Annotated in this window: 20 protein-coding genes; 12 read left to right on the top strand and 8 right to left on the bottom strand. The window is 33.0% G+C overall.

What is annotated here, in order from left to right:
* Nucleotides 1–16: 16 nt before the first annotated feature.
* The gene (locus ACMAYS_RS15025) at nucleotides 17–1,318 is read right to left on the bottom strand and encodes an NFACT RNA binding domain-containing protein (protein WP_103218484.1); all 1,302 of its coding nucleotides are present in this window, start codon (nucleotides 1,316–1,318) and stop codon (nucleotides 17–19) included.
* On the opposite strand from ACMAYS_RS15025, the gene ACMAYS_RS15020 reads away from it, so the two are divergent.
* A complete protein-coding gene (locus tag ACMAYS_RS15020) occupies nucleotides 1,317–3,647 on the top strand; it encodes an endonuclease MutS2 (RefSeq protein ID WP_392993810.1) in 2,331 nt (776 codons plus the stop codon). The two genes, ACMAYS_RS15025 and ACMAYS_RS15020, sit on opposite strands and share 2 nt — an antisense overlap.
* Here the strand turns inward: ACMAYS_RS15020 and lepB are convergent.
* The 5 genes from lepB to ACMAYS_RS14995 all read right to left on the bottom strand — a co-directional run bounded on the left by lepB (nucleotide 3,631) and on the right by ACMAYS_RS14995 (nucleotide 8,334).
* The gene (gene lepB, locus ACMAYS_RS15015; protein ID WP_103218486.1) at nucleotides 3,631–4,356 is read right to left on the bottom strand and encodes a signal peptidase I; all 726 of its coding nucleotides are present in this window, start codon (nucleotides 4,354–4,356) and stop codon (nucleotides 3,631–3,633) included. The genes ACMAYS_RS15020 and lepB overlap by 17 nt on opposite strands.
* Nucleotides 4,353–5,564: a penicillin-binding transpeptidase domain-containing protein gene (locus tag ACMAYS_RS15010; RefSeq protein ID WP_146037876.1), complete on the bottom strand. Its 1,212-nt coding sequence runs from the start codon at nucleotides 5,562–5,564 to the stop codon at nucleotides 4,353–4,355. The genes lepB and ACMAYS_RS15010 overlap by 4 nt, the downstream gene beginning before the upstream one ends.
* A 4-nt stretch (nucleotides 5,565–5,568) precedes the next feature.
* Complete coding sequence (locus ACMAYS_RS15005; protein ID WP_103218488.1) at nucleotides 5,569–6,171, bottom strand: SAM-dependent methyltransferase; 603 nt, start codon at nucleotides 6,169–6,171, stop codon at nucleotides 5,569–5,571.
* Between the two features lie 453 nt (nucleotides 6,172–6,624).
* Nucleotides 6,625–6,786, bottom strand: coding sequence for a hypothetical protein (locus tag ACMAYS_RS15000; protein WP_158246909.1), 162 nt, complete (start codon nucleotides 6,784–6,786; stop codon nucleotides 6,625–6,627).
* A gap of 138 nt (nucleotides 6,787–6,924) precedes the next feature.
* Complete coding sequence (locus tag ACMAYS_RS14995) at nucleotides 6,925–8,334, bottom strand: hypothetical protein (RefSeq protein ID WP_146037877.1); 1,410 nt, start codon at nucleotides 8,332–8,334, stop codon at nucleotides 6,925–6,927.
* A gap of 358 nt (nucleotides 8,335–8,692) precedes the next feature.
* On the opposite strand from ACMAYS_RS14995, the gene fliD reads away from it, so the two are divergent.
* From fliD to ACMAYS_RS14940, 11 genes are all read left to right on the top strand, one after another.
* A complete protein-coding gene (gene fliD / locus ACMAYS_RS14990) occupies nucleotides 8,693–10,060 on the top strand; it encodes a flagellar filament capping protein FliD (RefSeq protein ID WP_392993819.1) in 1,368 nt (455 codons plus the stop codon).
* A 14-nt stretch (nucleotides 10,061–10,074) separates the two neighbouring features.
* On the top strand, nucleotides 10,075–10,464 hold the full coding sequence (gene fliS / locus ACMAYS_RS14985) for a flagellar export chaperone FliS (RefSeq protein ID WP_103218492.1): 390 nt from the start codon (nucleotides 10,075–10,077) through the stop codon (nucleotides 10,462–10,464).
* Complete coding sequence (locus tag ACMAYS_RS14980) at nucleotides 10,464–10,874, top strand: hypothetical protein (RefSeq protein ID WP_103218493.1); 411 nt, start codon at nucleotides 10,464–10,466, stop codon at nucleotides 10,872–10,874. Before fliS ends, ACMAYS_RS14980 begins: the two co-directional genes overlap by 1 nt.
* A 108-nt stretch (nucleotides 10,875–10,982) precedes the next feature.
* Complete coding sequence (locus ACMAYS_RS14975; RefSeq protein ID WP_103218494.1) at nucleotides 10,983–11,681, top strand: hypothetical protein; 699 nt, start codon at nucleotides 10,983–10,985, stop codon at nucleotides 11,679–11,681.
* A gap of 9 nt (nucleotides 11,682–11,690) precedes the next feature.
* Nucleotides 11,691–13,334 (top strand): glycosyltransferase family 9 protein, encoded by a 1,644-nt coding sequence (locus ACMAYS_RS14970; protein WP_412463548.1) that lies wholly within the window; start codon nucleotides 11,691–11,693, stop codon nucleotides 13,332–13,334.
* Nucleotides 13,318–13,458: a hypothetical protein gene (locus tag ACMAYS_RS14965; protein WP_158246910.1), complete on the top strand. Its 141-nt coding sequence runs from the start codon at nucleotides 13,318–13,320 to the stop codon at nucleotides 13,456–13,458. The genes ACMAYS_RS14970 and ACMAYS_RS14965 overlap by 17 nt, the downstream gene beginning before the upstream one ends.
* Before the next feature lie 9 nt (nucleotides 13,459–13,467).
* Complete coding sequence (locus tag ACMAYS_RS14960; RefSeq protein WP_392993824.1) at nucleotides 13,468–15,141, top strand: glycosyltransferase family 9 protein; 1,674 nt, start codon at nucleotides 13,468–13,470, stop codon at nucleotides 15,139–15,141.
* Nucleotides 15,138–15,758 carry a hypothetical protein gene (locus ACMAYS_RS14955; protein WP_103218497.1) on the top strand — a complete coding sequence of 207 codons (621 nt, stop codon included), beginning with the start codon at nucleotides 15,138–15,140 and terminating at the stop codon, nucleotides 15,756–15,758. Before ACMAYS_RS14960 ends, ACMAYS_RS14955 begins: the two co-directional genes overlap by 4 nt.
* A 23-nt stretch (nucleotides 15,759–15,781) precedes the next feature.
* Nucleotides 15,782–17,212, top strand: coding sequence for a sensor histidine kinase (locus tag ACMAYS_RS14950; protein ID WP_412463547.1), 1,431 nt, complete (start codon nucleotides 15,782–15,784; stop codon nucleotides 17,210–17,212).
* The gene (locus tag ACMAYS_RS14945) at nucleotides 17,193–17,555 is read left to right on the top strand and encodes a response regulator (RefSeq protein WP_103218499.1); all 363 of its coding nucleotides are present in this window, start codon (nucleotides 17,193–17,195) and stop codon (nucleotides 17,553–17,555) included. Before ACMAYS_RS14950 ends, ACMAYS_RS14945 begins: the two co-directional genes overlap by 20 nt.
* Complete coding sequence (locus tag ACMAYS_RS14940; protein ID WP_103218500.1) at nucleotides 17,556–18,452, top strand: NAD(+)/NADH kinase; 897 nt, start codon at nucleotides 17,556–17,558, stop codon at nucleotides 18,450–18,452.
* A 2-nt stretch (nucleotides 18,453–18,454) separates the two neighbouring features.
* On the opposite strand, the gene ACMAYS_RS14935 is transcribed toward ACMAYS_RS14940, so the two are convergent.
* On the bottom strand, nucleotides 18,455–19,177 hold the full coding sequence (locus tag ACMAYS_RS14935; RefSeq protein ID WP_412463546.1) for a UDP-2,3-diacylglucosamine diphosphatase: 723 nt from the start codon (nucleotides 19,175–19,177) through the stop codon (nucleotides 18,455–18,457).
* 30 nt (nucleotides 19,178–19,207) lie between these two features.
* Nucleotides 19,208–19,879, bottom strand: a complete 672-nt coding sequence (locus ACMAYS_RS14930; RefSeq protein ID WP_103218502.1) for a PilZ domain-containing protein — start codon at nucleotides 19,877–19,879, stop codon at nucleotides 19,208–19,210.
* Nucleotides 19,880–19,927 lie beyond the last annotated feature (48 nt).

Here is a 19,927-nt window from a genome sequence, read left to right as displayed (position 1 = left end):
AAAGGGACACAGACCTTTACCAACTAGTTGAAATTATTTCCTTCCAATTGACTTTAGGTAAAATCAAATGCTTTTCCTTCTTATAAATAACTTTACCTGCAGAGCCTTTAACACCTTTTAAATTCTCTACCTGAGTAAATATAACAGGTATTTGATCAGCACTAAACTCACTGTAATCAGCTAGAATTGAAGCAACTACACTATATTTATCAAAATCAAAGCCTTCTAAATTCTTAACAATAACGTGAGCACTCTTATCTCCATCTATATGAAACCAAATATCACCCTTACTAGACCATTTACTTCGGATATAATCATTTCCCTTAGTATTTAGTCCAACAGCAATTGATATTTCATTCCATTTAAAAATTGAATGATCATCCGACTTATTAACTTCAGTATTTTTGGGTGCTACTTTCTTCCAAACTGGTACATTCACTTTTTCTCGAACAAATACTTCCTTCTTGGATTCAATTTCTTTAATAACATCAGCAAGACGTTTTTCAAGAAATTCCTCACCTTTTCGCAACTTCTTAATCTTCGTGAAAAGAATATTCTTCTTTTGATAGTAACTAAGGCCAAAATCAAACTTAGCTTTGAGTGATTTATATTTGAAAACGTGTTCATTTAAATCTAATTCATCGTTAATTAATTTCTTCTCAAGCTCATGTCTAACCTTACAGTTTTCAAGGTCTTTTTGAATAAAATTTTTCTTACGCAACAATTTTTTATTATAAGTTGTCTCTGCTTTTTTATTAAAAACATCTTCTTCAGCTAGAATAAGCTTTTTTTCCTTAACATCTTTTGTATCAAGTTGTTTTCTTCCTAATTCATTGAAGATGTCGAAATAATTTTCAAAATCAAAAACTTGCTTCTTATTCGATTGCCATGGAGAAAAGTGAAACTTCTTCCCCTCGTTTATATAAACATAACTAAAGAATAGTTGTCGTCCTTTCCAGAAAAGCAAAAGGTTACTCTTATCGTAAAACTTGAAATTTAAGCACTTATCTTTGGTATCAGTTTCAATTTCAATAAGTCGACTATTTCGAATATTAGATCTTAGAAATTCTAGAAACTGATCACGTGTAATTCGATATTCTGAAGGAATCGATTGAATTGAGTCCCAAATACCACAATGCTCTCCTCCTCTTCCAATTGTAATGCAAAGATTCTTTCCTCTAAGTCTAAGCTGTAATAATACGAGCTTTCCCGATGAGAAGATTTTTTGTATTCGAGGATTTGTTGAAGCGCCATTTTCAATTAATTGATCATTAATTCTATCGACATTTCGCCCTAGCTCTGAGAAATTTAAATTCATGAATAATCCAACAATTTTGTCACAAACACTGAGTAATATTGACTGGAGCAAGATAGCTTCTGAAATAATCACCCACGCAAGATTTCAAGTTAATAAAAATATTATAGAACATAATCCAAAGATATTCGAATCTGAACAATTAAGTGAGCATTTTTTTGACTTAAATGAGATTATTAAGAAAATTGATGAGTCAGGTAGTTTAGGAGACTATTTTTTTAGTAATTTGAGAGATAGTGAAGAAAATCACAATGCCCTAAATTACATCTCTAAAGGTGGCGTTGCGACATTAGATCAGCTTAACTTTCTGGCAAATACAATTGAAAACCTTTTTTCAACCAAAAGAGTCCTTAATTTTAGCCACTATCGAATTTATCTAGATGAGTTAGTGAATAAAACTCAAAGGCTAAAGCAGAAATTTATCAATCCATTTAGAAAGTTTGTCGATGCAGACGGCAGCGTTCATCTTGAAAGACACCCTATTATCGCACCACTTATCCAAGAACAATTAGGATTAGAAAAAAGAATTCGAGAAACAATCAATTTTATTCTTAAGGATGAAGACATTTCCAAGCGTCTTCAAATGGATACTTTTGATATTATTAATGAAAGATTTGTCATTCCAATCAGAAGTGACTCTTATAGAAGTGATCTAGGTAGTATCGTTGCAAGGTCTTCAACAGGTAACACACTTTTTGTTGAACCAGTTGCAACGAGAAAGATGTCTAATGACCTTATCGAAATAAACTCTAAAATTGACTATGCCATATCACAAATATGTAAGAATTTTTGTGACCTAGTGAATAACGATCTTTCAACAATGCATGATGTGTATTCATTTTTTATAGAATTAGATTATACATATACATTAGCTAGTTATTCACACGCGAAAAGTTTTTGTTATCCAGAAGTTAGTATTGATGGTTCAACAAACTTGGTCGATTTTTATCATCCACTAATTGATAATTGTGTCAGAAACACAATCGAAGTTGATAGTGAGAAAAGAGGTATTATTATCTCTGGTCCCAATACAGGTGGTAAGACAGTATCCATCAAAAGTATTGTTATTGCCCATTTATTCCTAAAACTTGGGTTATTCATTCCTGCGCAAAAAGCAAAGCTACAATATAAAAGTGATGTATTCTACTTTGACAGCGATTACCAAGATTTAGAAATGGGACTAAGCTCATTTGCGGGAGAAGTTCAGGTAATCTTATCAATGCTAGAAAATATTCAAAATGATTCACTTATTGCTGCAGATGAGATTTTTAATTCGACATCTTCAGATGAGGCATCATCACTTGCTTATTCAATTATTAATTATGTTACAAAAGAACTTGGATGTGATGTTCTTATTTCGACACACCACCAATTACTTAAAACCAAAATCCAAGAAAGTGAAGAATTTATCTCGGCCCATGTAGGTTATGATTTTGATAACAATACTCCTACATACAAACTAATCATTGGAACACCTGGTTCATCAATGGCACTAGAGATATTTAAGCGACTTAGTAAGAAACACAATATTCCTGAATTTATTTTAGATGATGCTAAAAAAATGCTTGATACTAAATACGTTACTTATGAAAGGCTTCTTCAAGATCTATCTAAGAAACAAGAAAAAATCAGCAAAACACTTAAAGAAAATATTCAGCTTAATCATGAACTTAAGAATCAAAAAAAATCTCAAGAAGGTATTCTCTTCTTAGAGAAACAGAGAGCTTATGATCAATATGAAAAAGAAATTAAAAAGATCATAAAAGGTCTTAATGATGTTAAGACTAAAAGCTTAAGTAATGAAATTTCTACCTTAAACAAGCAATATGAAAGACTTAAACCAAATAGAAATGAAAGGCCAAAAGAAGAAAGACAAATTGCGACTGAGATAAAAGTTGGTTCTCGCTATTTTTGCGACCGTCTGAATTCGACATGTATTGTTTCTGAAATAAAAGGTAAGAATTGTGTTGTTGAGGTTAATGGAAAGAAAATTTCTGTTCCAAAGGCTTCCCTTTTTGATCAACAAGGTATCAACAATAAGAAGCCACAAAAAGCAAAAAAAGTTGAAATTAATGTCTTTAAGACCATTAACTACACTACAGAGGTTAATTGTCGTGGGATGCGTTTAAGCGAATTCCAGCAGAAAGTTTTTTCATGCATTGATGATCTAAGAATGGGACATATTCCCTATTTAATCATTGTACATGGCCATGGCGATGGTACATTAAAGAAATGGCTGAGAAATGAGCTTAGAAGACAGAGAGATCTAAATTGGTCACCAGATGAAGGAAATGATGGTGCAACAAGAATCGATCTTACTCAATCGACTTAAAAATACGCTCTGATTTTATATTCATTTGACCAGTATAGCTATCTTGCATCATTGAGAACCAAACGAAGAAGGCGCGTCCTCTAATATTTTCAAATGGTACGAATCCCCATGCTCTAGAATCAGAAGAGTTGTCGCGATTATCTCCCATTACGAAATAATGGTCTTTTGGTATTTTTGTTGCGGGATAGTTTAGCTTATAGATATTATCCATATCTTTTTTAACAACAAATGTTTTCTCATTCATCTTAGTTTCAAGATAATCGTAATTATCGTTGAATCTTGTTGCAATTAATTTTTCGTTTATTGGTTTACCATTGATATAAATCTTCTTGTTTTTAATCTCAATAGTTTCACCAGGTAGTCCAACGACTCTTTTAATATAATTAATTTTTGGATCGTTTGGATATTTAAAAACAATGATGTCTCCACGTTGAACATCATTAGTTCTAAGTAGATATACAGGGTTTGAATTAACCCCACCTAGGGCAATATCAGAAAAGGGTAACTTTAGGCCATAGCTGAATTTTTCAACTAAAATAAAATCACCTATTTCTAGTGTCGGGATCATTGAACCAGAGGGAATTCGATATGGCTCATAAAAAGAAGATCTAAAAACCAAAAGAAATAATATTATTAGAAATGAGTCTCGACTCATCCTTAGAAAACTTTTCTTACGACTAGCAATTTTCTCGTCTAAAATATCACTCACTTAATTCCTCGATAATACTTTGAAATAATTTCTTGCGCCAACTTAGTCGATTTCACATACCATTTCTTATAGTTAATAATCATGACACAAACAGAGATACCCTTATCGTCTAAATTATTTTTCGGTTTAGCATAAGATGTAAACCAATCTCTTTTCCCAAACGGAAAACCACCAGTAATTGAACCAGTTTTACCGCCTATCTCGAGTTTATTAGCAATACGTCTACTCATGTATCTTCGAAAAGTTCTTCTTGCAGTACCGCGTTTAATCGTTCCTTGCATTAGTTCAGATAGTTCTTTAGCAGTATCTTGGCCAATAACCTGATCTTTACGAATTTCGTTTTGCCAAACCTTTTGATTCTGTTCATCAACTAAGTCAGTTGCCAGTCGTGGATATTGTAAAACCCCATCATTAGCAACAACACTTGATAGTACAGCACAATGAACCGGAGAGATTTGCGTACGTTTATTAAAGCCCGACGCTATTTCGGCCATTGCATAGTCTGTTTGAGGAATTTCAAATGTCGACTTGGCCAAGTCAATTTCTTTCATTAACTCGTCATTAAAGCCAAGGCGCTTTGCCATCTCCTCTAACTCTTCAGGAGTTGTATTATTAATTGCAGCCTTTCCAAAAATTACATTATTAGAATATGCAAAAGCCTTATCAAAAGATGTTGTTCGCTGCCAACGCGATTTTTTATTCTTTAACTGATATTTATAAAGCGTCGTTCCGCGACCACGATATTTAAACTTATCATGAATATTAAAATCTTCATTATTAATAAGATCTGCACTTGTAACAATCTTAAAAACACTTGCTGCCGGATGTGTCCCAGTAAAAGGAAGAAGGTAATCAAAAACCTTTCCTTCTCTTGTAAATCCAATACTGACTAATAGATTACCGTTGTTATTATCCATAACAACAATAGCTGCTTTATCAGGACGATAATAACGAAGTCGTTTTCTTACAAAGCTCTCTAATTCAGGATCTGTTGAATAGTTCACTTTGTAAGATTTCGAATTATGTGAAATTGTTTGTTTAAATGGAGTTTTAGGATCTAAAAGTTGGCTTGAGAGGTAGTGCTTCAATTGATGATTATCAATTTCACTCGCCTTTGGCTTAACTTCTATTTTCTTTTGCTCGTCTTTTCCTACTAAAAAATATCCTATTAAAGCGAGCGGAGCTAAAACTAATAAATACTTATACAAAAACCTATATTTGAACACCTTTATAGCCCTTACCAATCACAAAGAACTCCTTACTAACCGAACGTGTAGATTTCGGCTTTAGGAAATGGAATTCTTTAAAAATACTTCTTTGTGATTTTAAAAAGACTTGGGCCTCATGGCCATCAAATACTTTAATTACAAAGTTTCCATCTTTTTTTAAAAAGACATCAAGATGTGCAAAAACTTGTTCAATTAAATTTAAACTTCTTAACTGGTCTACAGAGCGTACACCAGTAGTGTTTGGGGCCATATCAGAAATAACAACATCAAATTTGCGATCAAAATCAAGCTCCTCCACAGTTGTTACATCAAAAATCGACTTTTCAAAAAGCCTGACATTCTTAACTCCTAAAAGTTTCTTATTTACTGGCTTGATATCAATACCCACTGCAAAGCCTTCTGGCCCAATCTTCTTGCTCGTATACTGCATCCAAGAGCCTGGAAAATAACCTAAGTCGAGTACATTATTACCCTTTTCGATAACCTTATACTTCTTATCAATTTCTTCTAGCTTATAAATAGAGCGGGCCAAAAAGTTCTCTTTCTTAGCCTTGTTGTAATAATAATCTTTTACTTTAAACGTCATTAACTAAACCTTATATCTGATATTAGACCAACATTATTCAAAAAACTGAAAAAGTCGCTTTTTGTAAGTCCACGACATTTTTCTTACATCTGAGCGCGAAAAAAAAATTTCTTTTGTGAAAAAACTTATTGACTCAGGTTTTTTACTAACATTATTAACAGAGTTATCCACACTTGACCATAATGCTTGGTTATTTTTCATTAATTTAACTTTTACTAATGAAATGCCTTATTTTCAACACTTTACCTTAGATGTTGCGATGTGATGACAGGTTTTGACAGGTCGCAAGTAAACTTACCAACAAAAAAAGCTAACTTATCCACATATGCACATTTCAAAGTGCTTTTAAAGCTTGTCAATAATATTTTTCGAATATCTGAAGTAAGATTTTGAGGGATGGATTTCCCTTATGCTCAAAGCACAATAATAGTTATTTCAGTAAGGTAGAGGCAGTTACTCGGAAGTAACCATGAATTCTAATTCTTCACTACCTGCTAGGATCGCTCCATACTCTTCACCATCATCATAAGTAAATGAACTAGCTATCAGCTTGATACTACTATCAGCTGGGTCGACAAATACAAATGGATGTGAAGTGGCCGCGTCTTTACGCATTTTGTAGGAATCAGAAAACTCTTCAAACAATTGTCTTGTTATATGAGACTTAAACAGATGAAACTCCCTTTCATCGTTAACGTTAATTAAATTATAAATTAATTCTCATATAAATAAATAATTTTAAGTCCTAGGATTTTAGTCAATTGCTCCGATCGTTCTTAATAGGATTTTAACTCGTCCTTCAAAGTGTGAGTCCAGTAGACAGATAATAATATAAACCGCGTATATCATATTCCTAGAGCTTCTAAGCCCTCTGATTTTCTGGAAGATAACTTCGATAAGTAAGACACTAAAAAATGCCAATAACCACAGTATAGAAAAGTCCTGAAATGTTCGCGAGCTAAAGAGAACGTCAATTAGAAGGAGGCACAGAATAGAGATAGCAACCTTAATGGAAGAATCATGCGAGATATTTAGTATTTTGTGCTTCTCACTTCGCGTTTGCCCTAAAATTTTATACATAAAAACTATTAGGCCAAAAATTGAGAGAATAAAGAATGATTTACGAGACACGAGCCTCATTATCTCTGCAGAAATTATGTTTACACTTTCAATCATTTCGATTGAAACGGTGCTCGTTGATAAAAAGAACAGAGAAATAGAGAGAAAGACTCCCAACAATGTATATTTGAAAAATTGTCTCTTATACCATGCAGTTTCCTCTTTGAAGAAAACAAAATGGATTAATAGGAGTTGAACTATTAATAAGATTATATTCGACTTATCAATAACTGTTCCCCAAGCACCTAGCAGACCTATAAACAGCCCTGAACGGTACGTAGAACTCTTTGTCGACCAGAGTGTAGACCATACCCACACAACAGAAAAAGTCGTTAAAAGGGTAAATCCGTAGTTATTTGCAAGTATCTTTGAAAATGACCAAGAAGAAACTAACGCGAATACTCCAAGAAGAGATAGTCTCCTTGAAACAAAATTTCGAAGAAGAGCGTAGAAGGTCATCAAAAATAGAGACATCGTTACAAAGTAAAAATGAATCGACCATGATAGATTTAAAAGCTTTGGATACTTACTAAATGGAATATAGTTAATTGATATAAAGTTCCAGAATGCTCCTGAGACTCGTTCACTTGGATCAAAGAACAGCCTTAGAGAACTTGTCGAAAATAAATTTGGCAACTGAGGTAGCGAAGTAAAGAACATAACTACTGTTAAAAATAGTACTGTCTTTTCAAACTTATCAAGATAGCGATACTCATGGAAGTTAGTCGAAACCGACTCCTTAATGATCTTTCCTCGCGTAGGCCATGAATAAAATAGCCCCATCACAATCCACGTAAGCCAAAAAATATTGTAACTCCACTTGTGAGGCAAAAGGCTTAGCAAGTTGAAATAAATGGCCATAAAGAACATCCCCATAAAAAGTCGATAAACGACTCTATCGATGGATGAGTTCACTTTGAAATATATCTTTAATCGGTGGTCAATTTCCTTTCCCAGTAAGAACCACTGAGAAACAATAAACATTGAAAAGAAAATCATTGCGATAATTTGCCAAATTGGCTCGAGATTAACTTCTTTTTGCAAATAGATTGGCAATAATAAGAATGTAAAATATGTAACTAGTCGAAATAACAAGAATTTTGTCTTTTCAATGTAAATATCCGACTTTTTCTCTAAAGTTTTCACAGTAATACCCGATAAATTTAGTACAAAATCCCAATCCCAAAAAAAATTACTTTCTCGAAAAGTACCCGCCCACAAGGCGGGTTTTTTATTTTCAGGGATTTAACTATTATAGCCCCTAAAACATCAAATGACGAAGAGGCCTTGCCTAGAAAATTCTTCCACTAATGATGCGACGGAAAAAAAAGCTCAAGTGTGATAAAATCAGAGTTGGAGACAAGTGTGAAAAGGATTTTCACATCTAAAATCAGGAGGATTTTTGTCGATAGCAATGGGCTCCATTAACACGGGACTTCCAAAGGATATTGTTCAGCAAATTATGAAAGCTGAACGAATTCCTATTCAAAATATGGAAATGCGTAAAGGTAAGATCTCTGACAAGAAAGCACTTGTCCAAGAGCTTACGTCCCTAGTTGAAGGTATGCGTGGAACCCTCCTCCAAAACGGTAGTGCCAGATCTCTAAGAGAATTAAGTGTTATTGGAAATGATGATATCGTAGGAATTACTGCGGATAAGAACGTTGCGGAACCAGCAACATATCAATTCGAAGTTAAACAACTTGCACAGAAGTCTTCGGCCATGACATCTGGTTTTGCTGATCCAGATGAAAGTTATATTGGTGTTGGGTTTATTCAATACTCACTACCAAGTGGCGATACAAAAGAAATATACGTAGATGCTGACAACGCTTCATTAAAGTCAGTAGCAAAACTAATTAACAAAGATGAAGAATCAGGACTAAGGGCCAGTGTTATCAATGACGGTTCGGAATCAGATACACCTTGGCGTCTAATCCTATCGCTAAAAGATACTGGTGATATTAACAAGGCAGAATTCCCACACTTCTATTTCGTAGATGGTGAACAAGATTTTTATATTGAATTTGAAAGAGAGGCCCAAGACGCTGTCGTTGCACTTGATGGTTTTGAAATCGAATTACCTGAAAACAAAGCGGCAGAACTAATACCTGGTGTAACTCTTGATCTTAAAAAGGCAAAGCCTGGTGATGAGTTCACTATCAACATTAGTGAAGATGCTGGAAAAATTGGAGAGAAAGTAAAATCTCTAATTGATCAAATTAACGGTGTATTCTCATTCATTAAACAACAAAACACAATGGATGAAACGACTGATACCTCTAGAACTCTAGGTGGAGATATTCTTCTACAATCAATCGAATCTCGATTAAGAAGTGCAATCTTTAAAGATATTCCTCTTAAAGACGGAGGGACTTCTCGTATTGGAGAACTAGGTATCCAATTTTCAAGGGAAGGTTTACTTGAGTTTGATCAGAAGAAATTTCAAACAGTAATGGAGAAAGATTACGATCATATTGCTGAAGTTCTAACTGGTCGCTACGAAGACGGTACAAAAACTAATGGATTCATCGATAACCTCAAAGAAACTGTAGGCCAACTTCTTCAGTTTCCAAATGGTCTACTCTCTTCAAGAAAAAGATCACTAGAAAATAATATTGAAACAATTGATAGAAGGATTGCTCAAAGAGAGAACATGCTTCAACAAAAAGAAAAGAACTTAAAAGATAAATTTTCACGCTTAGAAGGAACCATGTCTAGGATTCGTTCACAAGGTGCAGGCCTTGGCGGACCTCAGCCGATGGGATAATTAAGGAGAAGTAAATGAGTTACGGTTTAGGTGCCTACAAACAAACATCTGTAAAAACAGCAAGTAAGGAGCAAATCCTACTTATGCTTTATCAAGCTGCTATTAAAAATTGTAAAAAAGCAATTGAAGCAATTGAAAAGAAGGACTTATCTGCGAAAGGACAATTTATTGGAAAGCTACAAGATATTATCATCGAGCTTAACAGTAGTTTAGACTTTGAAGTTGGTGGAGATGTGGCCAAAGAACTTTCATCTTTATATGACTTTATGCTTTTTTCAAGTACACAGGCAAATATCAAAATTGATAAGGAGCCATTAAAAGGAGTCCTTGAAGTTTTAACGACGCTATATGAAGGTTGGCAAGAAGCTGTTAAGCAACTTAGAGTTGAGCAAAAGGCTAAATAATGAACACAATAGAGATCTTTAATAAGATCACTAGACATCTAGATTTACTGGGACTTCTCGTTAACTCTACAAAGTCTATGATCACTTCATGTAACAATGGAAGATTTGACCTCGTTGATAATATCTCTGAAAATAGAGAGCGACTGATTAATATCATTCGCCTACTCCAAGATGATATTGAAGCTGAAATTCAGAATAATAAAGTGATTTATCCACAAGAAGATATCGAAATCTTTAAATCTTGGATACAAGATGTCACGGAACTTGTTCATGAAAATCAAAAGCTTGATGATGAGTGCTTAAACCTACTATCACAAGCAAAAGAGTCAACTACTAAAGAAATCTCAACTGTCTTCAAAAAACGTCAACAATTTCAGGGCTACAACCTGAACAATGTAAAAAACAGGTAATACTAGACCAGTTTGCCCCCTTAATCGAAATTATAGTATAATATGGTGGAGCTCTAGGAAAGAGCTTCACTTTATATAAAGACCATTGGGCCTTAGGACGAGGAAATTATGGAACTAGCAAAAGAATTAGTACAAGCAATTCCTGCAAAATCACTTTCTTTCTTAGATATACATTCGTACGAAATTAAACAATCACGAAGTAATTTAAAGGTACCTGTTATTAACGGCGTACACCTACATTCGAATTACCATCCTGCAAAGGAAGCTAAAAAGCTAATCGCCAATATCGAGCATCAACTTAAAGAGAATAAGAATTTATTAATTTTAGGTTTAGGTTTTGCCTACCACGTCTATGAAGCATGTAAGCTTCTTGAGATATACCATGGTCAAGATTATAAAGTTATTGTCATCGAACCTAATGAGCAAACATACACAGAATGTATAAAGAACAATTTATTTCCAAATAAAAACATCGAAGTATATGCCACTGATGATGTGGCGAGTATCTATAAAGAAAAGAATGTCGCATCATTTCTTTCTCAAAAACCAACTATACTTACTCATGCTCCTTCATTCTCTCTTTACAATAAGTTCTACAAAGACTTTTTAGATTTTGAAGCGAGTAGCAAAATCGGTGACTGTATCGAGCATATTAAATCAAGCGAACTTAAGTCCCTACTCTATAATGCTGATCAAGACTTAACAATTGATCAACATATCGACAGAGCAATATATCAAACAAATCAATTTAAAAATAAAAATGATTTTTTACTCCTGGCTTTTGATGCCGTAATCAAGCAAGGTTAAGAGGAATAGATGAAAGATATACTAATTATCAACTTCAAAAGACATGGTGACATTTTTCAAATGGGACGACTTGTCTCATCACTAAAGAACAAACACCCTGAAGCAAATATAACGATTTTAATTAACAAAGAATTTGAAAAGTCTGCTGAGTTACTAAATGGTGTTAAAAATATCATCACACTTGATAGAAAAAAGATTGTTAGCTACAAAAAAAATAAGATCTATTCAAACGGCTTTGCTCTCGATGAATTTGGTAAAACGATAAAAGAAATTAATAAAAGTTGGAATTTAGTAATAAACTACTCTAACGATAGAATCTCAACGAGTTTAGCATCATATATAAACAAAGAATTTAAAGGTATTCAATTTGACCTTAACTGTAATGTTAAATACTCAAATGAATGGGCAGTTGTATTTAATGACGTACTTACACAACAAAAATATGCTCCACTAAATTTCAATGATTGCTATCATAAGATGGTTGGAATTGAAGAAAACAACTCATTCAATGCCCTACACGTTTCAAATGAATACAATAAGGTATGCCATCAAAATTTCTTAAAAATGAGAAAGGCCGAAGGAAAAATCGATCCTAAGCTGATAGCTATTCAATTAACAGCATCAAATATTAATAAAATGATTGAAAGGCAAGAACTTATCAATCTTATTAACAAACTTAATGCACAAGAAGATACGATCCCATTGCTAGTGATCGCTCCGACATCAGACGAAAGATCTTATGCTAATAAAATCAATTCAGAACTAGACAAGAAAGCTGTAACAATTGAAGCACAGTTCAGTGCTCTTCCATCAGTGTTAATCAACTGTGATCTTTTAATTACACCAGATACAGCAATAAAGCATATGGCAGATATATTAGATGTTCCAACAATTGAGCTTTCAATGGGTCCTTCACCATTCCTTAAACAAGGAACAACAAATCTAGAAAGTATGATTATCACTCCACGAATTAAAGATCGTGACTTTGCTTATGGCCCAAGTGCACACACGGAAAAACAAGTTAGAAATAATGAAATCATTAAAGCTGAAGATATTATTTATGTACTTAATAAGTATTTCCTAAATAAAGAAGAACAATATCTACAAAACACTGACATATCGATTTATCAAATCAAACACGACGAATTAGGTGGTTTCTATAAAAATATAGAAGGACGTATCGATACAGAAATAGAGCTTGAAAGGTATCTATCAAGAGATTTCTTATATCGAAAAATAGAACGAAAAACACTTTCTGGACACGGTATTGTCGAAAGTGACTTAAACTTTACGTCCAACTGGCTAGAGCAAGCTCAGGGGGAATTAATTAAATCCTCACGTCATGTGTTAGCAGCAATTAAGGCAACACTTGCACAAGACGCGCAAAAACTACAAGCAAAGTTAGCGGATATTAATTTATATATAGGTCATACATCTGATTACTGCGCACTTCCATTTTTATTCTACAGAGCAAAAATTAATAATATCGAAACACCGACTCTATCAGAAGTAGAGCATATTTTAATCGCTTTAAAAAATGATCTACAAATACAATTTGAACAAATTAAAGAAGTATCAAATTTAGTAAGAAAGAGTCGTAGTAGATTACGAGAAGAATCTACAAAGGAATTATTAAATGAATCAAGATCATAACAATTTAAGGACTGAATTCTTCAAAGAACTTGAAAGAATTCAAGAGAAACAAGTCAAAAGAGAAAACTTGAGCGAAGACGACATGGCCTTTTTATATCTATGTTCTGTCCTAGAAGAAGAATAGGAGAAGTCAATGAACGCCTTAAAAAACGAAGCAGATAATAAAAAGACCATTGCAATAATTCAAACAACAAGAATTGGTGATCTTCTGCAAACATCTCATGCCGTTAAGCTACTAAAAGAAAATCATCCCGAATATAGAGTTGTCCTAGTAGCGCGTAAAAAATTTGCTACACCGATCATGTTCTTATTAGAAAAGGTATTTGATAAAGTTGTAACAATTGAGCACAAAACAGCAATGTTTGGAGCTGACAATGTGAGAGAGGCCCTCTCTAAATTAAAGAAACAACTTAAAGAAATTAATGAACAAAATATCGATGTATCAATCAACCTCGCTTTTTCTAAATCTGCGACATATCTACATTCGCTAATTGAATCAAGTAATAAAGTAGGTCCATACTTCAATGACTTACATGAGAGAGTGATCACAGACAGATGGTCACAATACCTTTACTCAACAGTAATGAGAGGTGATCTTAACCCATTTAATCTAGTTGACCTATTCTCTTCAATCATTGGGACAACAAAGAAGCTCACTCATTTAAGTAATAAAGATTATTCAAGTGAAAAGAAAACAAATTTATTAATTCACCCATTTGCATCAAATGAAAAAAAGATGTGGAAAGCGAACCGATGGGTTGAAGTTATTTACCAAACATTAAAAAAGAATGAGAATGTAAAAGTATATATTTGCGGCTCTAATCAAGATCAAAAATCAGCAGATGAAATTTTAAATTCCGAGCTAATTAGGCCATTTAAGGATCGTGTTAATCTATGGATTGGTTTAGATCTAAAAGAACTATATTCAAAAGTCGATAGTTCTTTTTTATTCGTGGGCCATGATTCAATGATTGGGAATCTTCTAAGTTTCAAAAACATAAAAACTTTAACAATATCCCTAGGTACTGTTAGGCCGCATGAAACAACTCCTTATGCTCTAGACAACTACAACCTAGCGCCTAAAACAGAGTGTGCTCCTTGTTTCCCAAAGGATGAGTGCACTGAGTTCAAATGTCACAACGATGTTCCATACAACATTACTCATCAATGTATTGGACAGTTATTAAATAATAACAAAATTAATATCGAGGAATTAAATAGCTCATGTTCGTCTCTCTCTTTAAGTAGAGTAAAGCTTTATCATTCTGACATGCTTGATAATGGAGACTTATATATTAGAGAATCACTACATAAGGATCAAGATGCAAAAGAAGTTATGCGAAATTTCTATCACATTGCGTGGACTAGCATTTTTACTGAAATTAACACTAGCATGGATATCCCTTCTTTTAATATTCAAACTAAAGCACAACTAAGTTCACAGTCAAAAGGTATTGAAACATTATATGAGCTGTCAGAATTTGGTAAAAAGTACTCGCGATACATAATCGAAGAAATTAGTAAGAATACACCAAGCTTAGAAGAGATAAAGAAGTTTTCAGCAAAACTAGATGAAATCGATCGTCTTAGTGATCTTGTATCGACTTCTTATCCACTATTAGCACCAGTCATAGACTTTGCGAAAGTTGCTAAAAACAATCTACAAGGAAATAATCTTGTAAAATTATCCGAAGCTGCATTCTACACGTATAACGAGATATCTCTTATGTGTAGTGTCCTTTACGAATTTTTCGAAAAATGCTCACTCATTAACAAGTCCAAACCAGAGGCAAGGGAAAATATATGATCACATTAGAACTAGGAAACGATAGCTTTTCTTTAGATGGAAATTCGATTTCCCTTAGACAGGCCATAACAGCAATTGAAACAGATGGTATATCAGATAATGAATCAATCACAGCAGTTGTCATTGAAGGCAAATCTTTTTCAATTGATGAAGTTGGAGAATTATTAGACTACACGCTAGAAGAGCTTGGCTACCCTAGTCTACAAATTAAGAACTCTTATGAGTTGGCTTTTGAAGCATTGGAAGATTGTAAAAGATATATTGATGAATTAGTTGATAAAATCTTAATTACTACAGATGAGTTCAATAAAGGAAATATTGATCAAGGGAACTTATTTTTTGCAGATTTAATTGAGTTACTCGATCTATATGTTCACTTAATTACGAGAATTCATGCTACGGCAAGAAAAGCAAACAAGAATTTCTTCTCAGATAAAGAAGTAATTAAGAATCTTGAGATTCACCTATTTTCAGTTATTAAAGCACTTATCCCAGCACGTGAAAACAATGATATTGTGATGCTTTCTGACTTGCTAGAATATGAACTAATAGATAATCTTAAACAGTGGAAAATCAGAGCAATACCACTCATTCAAGAGTCAAAGATAAATTTTTAAATATTTATGCAGATAAAGCTGTCTTGGATTCATTATTTCAAGACAGCAAATTTTTAACTACCTCAAAAAAAAATTCTCAACTACAGATCGTTAAATATAATAAAGATGAAATTGAATTAAAAATCAATAGTAAGAAATTCGTTCTAATGAATTCGACAGATTTTCTTTCTGATAAAATATGTGATGCAAAAGAGCTAACTCTACTACCAAACAAAGAATTTCAATTTAAAAAGAAAGATAGTATTCGATCATTCCTAAAGGCACTTACAAATGCAGATGAGTTAAATGGATTTAGCTCCTCTCAAATGCTCATTCATCAAAAAGGTACTACTAATATATACTCTATCACCTACAAAAATGATGAATATTATGAGACTTATCAAGAACCTACTTTTTTTAACACTTTATTCGCAAAAGTTAGAAAAAGTAAAAATAAGTCTTTTGATCAAAAAGAGTTACTTAATAAGGATATACAATTAGACGGACATTTCTTAGCAAAAGAATTATCGTTTCGTGACTTTAACTTAATTATTCTCCTATCACGTAATGACCTATTCCCTGTTGCAGATATAGACAGAACAAACTTCGACAAGTTGATCATTAAATCTATTCCTAAGTTATTTAATATAATAACTGTAGAAAGTAGCAGGCAATCAAAAATCGAAAGAGATAAAATTCTCTCTAATTTCCCTATCAATTCTTTTGTTATTGAAGATGACGGAGTTAAGATCAATCAAATCGGTATTGAAGATCATCAACAAGACACAAGCTCACTTCATCATGAAAGAATTCTACTAATGGGAGAACTCTTAAACACGCTAAGGCATGAACTCAGTAACCCACTTTTTGGAATTGATCTTTCTCACAATCTTCTAATAGAACAAACTGAAGACTTCGATGTAAAAGATACACTTTCGCATATATCAAACAGCGTAAAAAGATCACAAGCTATTATTCAAGAGTTTTCAAATTTATATAAGGATGATGAAGAGTTCACTTCAACATCATTAAAAAACTTAATTGCTGAAACAATCATTTTAACAAAATCGGAATCGAGATCCCACAAAGTTAATTTTGACATGAGCAATGATATTGAAATAATGACTAACGGAACATTATTAAGTCAGGTTATATTTAATCTACTTATTAACAGCTCACAATCACTTAATGTTAACAATATTGCAAACTCAAGAATCGATATTAACGTTAGTGAAGTTAATAATAAGATTTTGATCGATATAATTGATAATGGGCCTGGAATATCTAAAGATATAGAAAACAATATATTCAATCCGTTTTTTACAACAAAAGACACTGGAACAGGACTAGGCTTAGCAATTTGTAAAAATTTAACTAAAAAGATTAATGGAGATATTTATCTCATTGAATCCGAAGAAGGCGCCCACTTCCAAATAAATATTCCCAAGGTAAATCATGAAAATACTAGTTGTTGAAGATGAGCTTCTGATACAGAAAACTATTGTAACTCTACTTAAACGAAAAGGGGTAGATGTTATGTCTACGGCCAGTGGAAAAGAAGCAATAGAACTTATCAAAGAACACAATTATGAGCGTATTATTTGTGATTTAATGCTTCAAGATATTACTGGTTTTGATATAATAGAAGAATCCAAAACTAAATATAATGAATCAGAAATATCAAAGATTTTTTATATTATTACTGCATACAGTTCTGAGCAAATTGTTCAAAGGGCTGCAAGTTATGGTTGTAAAGTAATACAGAAACCTTTTGATGATATAAATAACTTTTTAAATGAAGTTATAATTGAGGAATAAATGGCAATAACAAACAAAGTAGCAATAATCTTAAAGCCAAAAGTAGTGACAGAATTTTCAACTGTTCTACCAAACTTAACAAATTGGCTAATAAGAAGAAAGGTCGATGTCTACTTTGAAAAATCTCAAGAATCACGCATCTTAAAAATATTCAAAAACAGCCAGCCTGAAAATTTTAATTTCATTAATCGAGATGATATTGCTAAAAAATGCAAAATATTAATTACGCTTGGTGGTGATGGGACCTTAATTGGTGCTGTAAGAAGTAAAGATATTAAAAAGGTGAATATCTTTGGAATAAACATGGGTAATCTTGGATTTATCGCTGAGTTTGCGAAGCACGATTTCTATGAAGGTCTTGAAATGGCACTGAAGGGAAAATTAAAAACTCGCAAAGTTCAGATATACCAAGCTGAGATTACACGCCCTGGACACAAGAAAATTAAACTTAACTTTATGAATGATGCTGTTATTACTAAATCTGGTATTTCTAGAATGTTTAATCTTGAACTAGAGGCAAATGGCGAGAGTATATACAACCTAGCAGGAGATGGATTAATCGTGAGTACACCGATTGGGTCAACAGCATACTCACTAGCTGCGAATGGACCAATTCTACACCCTAGTGTTAAAGGAGTTGTCCTCACTCCAATTTGTCCACATGCCCTAACCCATAGACCGATGGTTCTACCAGATAATGAAACATTAAGTATTATTATTCCACGTGGGCAAGAAGACATTTATCTTACTATTGATGGACAAAAAGAATTTAAACTAGAGCCTAAAGACGAGATTCAAATAAAAAAATCTAGAAGTAGTCATGTAAACTTCTATATTAACGAAGAAAGAAATTACTTTAGAACGTTAAAAGAGAAGTTTAAATACGGAAGAAGATAAGATTAAATTAATTCTTCAAAACTATAGTCATCATTGATAATTAAAAACTTATTTGAAGCTGGTACGTATCCACAGTTATAGTATGAAAAATTCTCAGAAACGTATTCATCTTGATAATGACTATGGCCACAGATAATTATATCGACATTGTATTCTCTTGAAGCAATTTCAGCACTCTTTCTAAACTTATCGCGAATTCCATCATTCAATTGTGTTTGACCATATCGTTTTTCATTTCTTTGTCTACTTTTATGAGAAAGGTAATCCCCAATGGCCTTTACGATCTTATAATTGAATATATATTTTGAAATAAGCGCTAAAGGGTAACTCCTAATAAAGCCACGCCATACTCGGTAATTGAAATTTTCAATTTCTATCTCATCACCATGGCAGAATAAAACTTTTCTTTCATTCACAATTTCTACAAATGGTTTAGTTTTTACAATAATTCCATTATCAGTTAGTAAGTCTTCAATATGAAAATCGTGATTTCCTTGTATATAGAAAATTGTCGCACCTATATCTTTAATTTCCTTGATACGTTTAAAGAACCAATCGTATTGCTTTTCATACTCTTGGTAGCTTCCAACCATTAAGTCAAAAATATCACCTAGTAAATAAATACGATCATTTTCATTGAAATCAATAGATAGAAATTTTTTAAGAAATTCAGAATTTTTTTGATCCCATTTCACGTGGACATCAGAAATCACATAACAACTCATAAAGTAATCATATAGGATTAGCGCAGATAATCAAAGTAGATCTTTAATAAGATTATCACAACCCGCTTGAAGCTTTTTCACATGCTTTCGATATTCTGGGTTATTATCAATTGCAACTGCAATTCGATAAGCACCGTATGGAAATCTTGAAATCTGATAAGGTCTAATCTTCTTTTTATTTACAACATGGCCTTTCACATGAATTTTTTCTTTCGCAAATCCTACCTCAAAATTTAATACCTCATTCTTATTACTAAAGAGCTGTTCATATTGAGATGCACCCAAGACAAAAGAAATCCCTCCTTCACTTATATCGAAGATTTCATATTTTATATTTTGAAAACAACTATAAAGTGGAATCAAAGGCTCAAAGCGTTCATGTTCACGTCTCTCGAGTCTCTTCTCCTTTACTGGATACGAGATCTCTAAGCTATTACCATGTGATGCATTTAACTCGCTAATGAATATTAATTGTAAATCTGGGATATAGAACTTTAACAGTCCTGGCCCTCGAACAAAGTGGGCCAAGCTATCTCTTAAACCATCTTCGATTGTTAAAAAGATTTGTTTGGCAAAGGCATTAAGACTTTTTATTTTGGCCGGAAGTCTAACAATATTATGATCAATAACGTCCCAGACAATAACTTCACTGTTTTCATTTATTGATTCAATAATATCTTGTTCAAACTTCTTTGTGCTCATTTGTCTCTCAACCTTAACATACTTCTTTCTCCTAAAAAGGCGGCCTTG

Source organism: Halobacteriovorax sp. RT-2-6, from assembly GCF_047085025.1.
GTDB lineage: Bacteria > Bdellovibrionota > Bacteriovoracia > Bacteriovoracales > Bacteriovoracaceae > Halobacteriovorax_A.
Note: the sequence above shows the minus strand (reverse complement) of the source record. Positions and strands in the feature narration are given on the sequence as shown.

Excerpts from the sequence above, each read along its gene's own strand:
- ACMAYS_RS15005 (WP_103218488.1), bottom strand. The coding sequence starts at position 6,171 with ATGACGTTTAAAGTAAAAGATTATTATTACAACAAGGCTAAGAAAGAG.
- ACMAYS_RS14970 (WP_412463548.1), top strand. The coding sequence starts at position 11,691 with ATGAAAGATATACTAATTATCAACTTCAAAAGACATGGTGACATTTTT.
- ACMAYS_RS14945 (WP_103218499.1), top strand. The coding sequence starts at position 17,193 with ATGAAAATACTAGTTGTTGAAGATGAGCTTCTGATACAGAAAACTATT.
- ACMAYS_RS15000 (WP_158246909.1), bottom strand. The coding sequence starts at position 6,786 with ATGCGTAAAGACGCGGCCACTTCACATCCATTTGTATTTGTCGACCCA.
- ACMAYS_RS14965 (WP_158246910.1), top strand. The coding sequence starts at position 13,318 with ATGAATCAAGATCATAACAATTTAAGGACTGAATTCTTCAAAGAACTT.
- fliS (WP_103218492.1), top strand. The coding sequence starts at position 10,075 with ATGAGTTACGGTTTAGGTGCCTACAAACAAACATCTGTAAAAACAGCA.
- ACMAYS_RS14980 (WP_103218493.1), top strand. The coding sequence starts at position 10,464 with ATGAACACAATAGAGATCTTTAATAAGATCACTAGACATCTAGATTTA.
- ACMAYS_RS14940 (WP_103218500.1), top strand. The coding sequence starts at position 17,556 with ATGGCAATAACAAACAAAGTAGCAATAATCTTAAAGCCAAAAGTAGTG.
- ACMAYS_RS15020 (WP_392993810.1), top strand. The coding sequence starts at position 1,317 with ATGAATAATCCAACAATTTTGTCACAAACACTGAGTAATATTGACTGG.
- ACMAYS_RS14935 (WP_412463546.1), bottom strand. The coding sequence starts at position 19,177 with ATGAGTTGTTATGTGATTTCTGATGTCCACGTGAAATGGGATCAAAAA.
- ACMAYS_RS15025 (WP_103218484.1), bottom strand. The coding sequence starts at position 1,318 with ATGAATTTAAATTTCTCAGAGCTAGGGCGAAATGTCGATAGAATTAAT.
- ACMAYS_RS14930 (WP_103218502.1), bottom strand. The coding sequence starts at position 19,879 with ATGAGCACAAAGAAGTTTGAACAAGATATTATTGAATCAATAAATGAA.
- ACMAYS_RS14960 (WP_392993824.1), top strand. The coding sequence starts at position 13,468 with ATGAACGCCTTAAAAAACGAAGCAGATAATAAAAAGACCATTGCAATA.
- ACMAYS_RS14975 (WP_103218494.1), top strand. The coding sequence starts at position 10,983 with ATGGAACTAGCAAAAGAATTAGTACAAGCAATTCCTGCAAAATCACTT.
- ACMAYS_RS14955 (WP_103218497.1), top strand. The coding sequence starts at position 15,138 with ATGATCACATTAGAACTAGGAAACGATAGCTTTTCTTTAGATGGAAAT.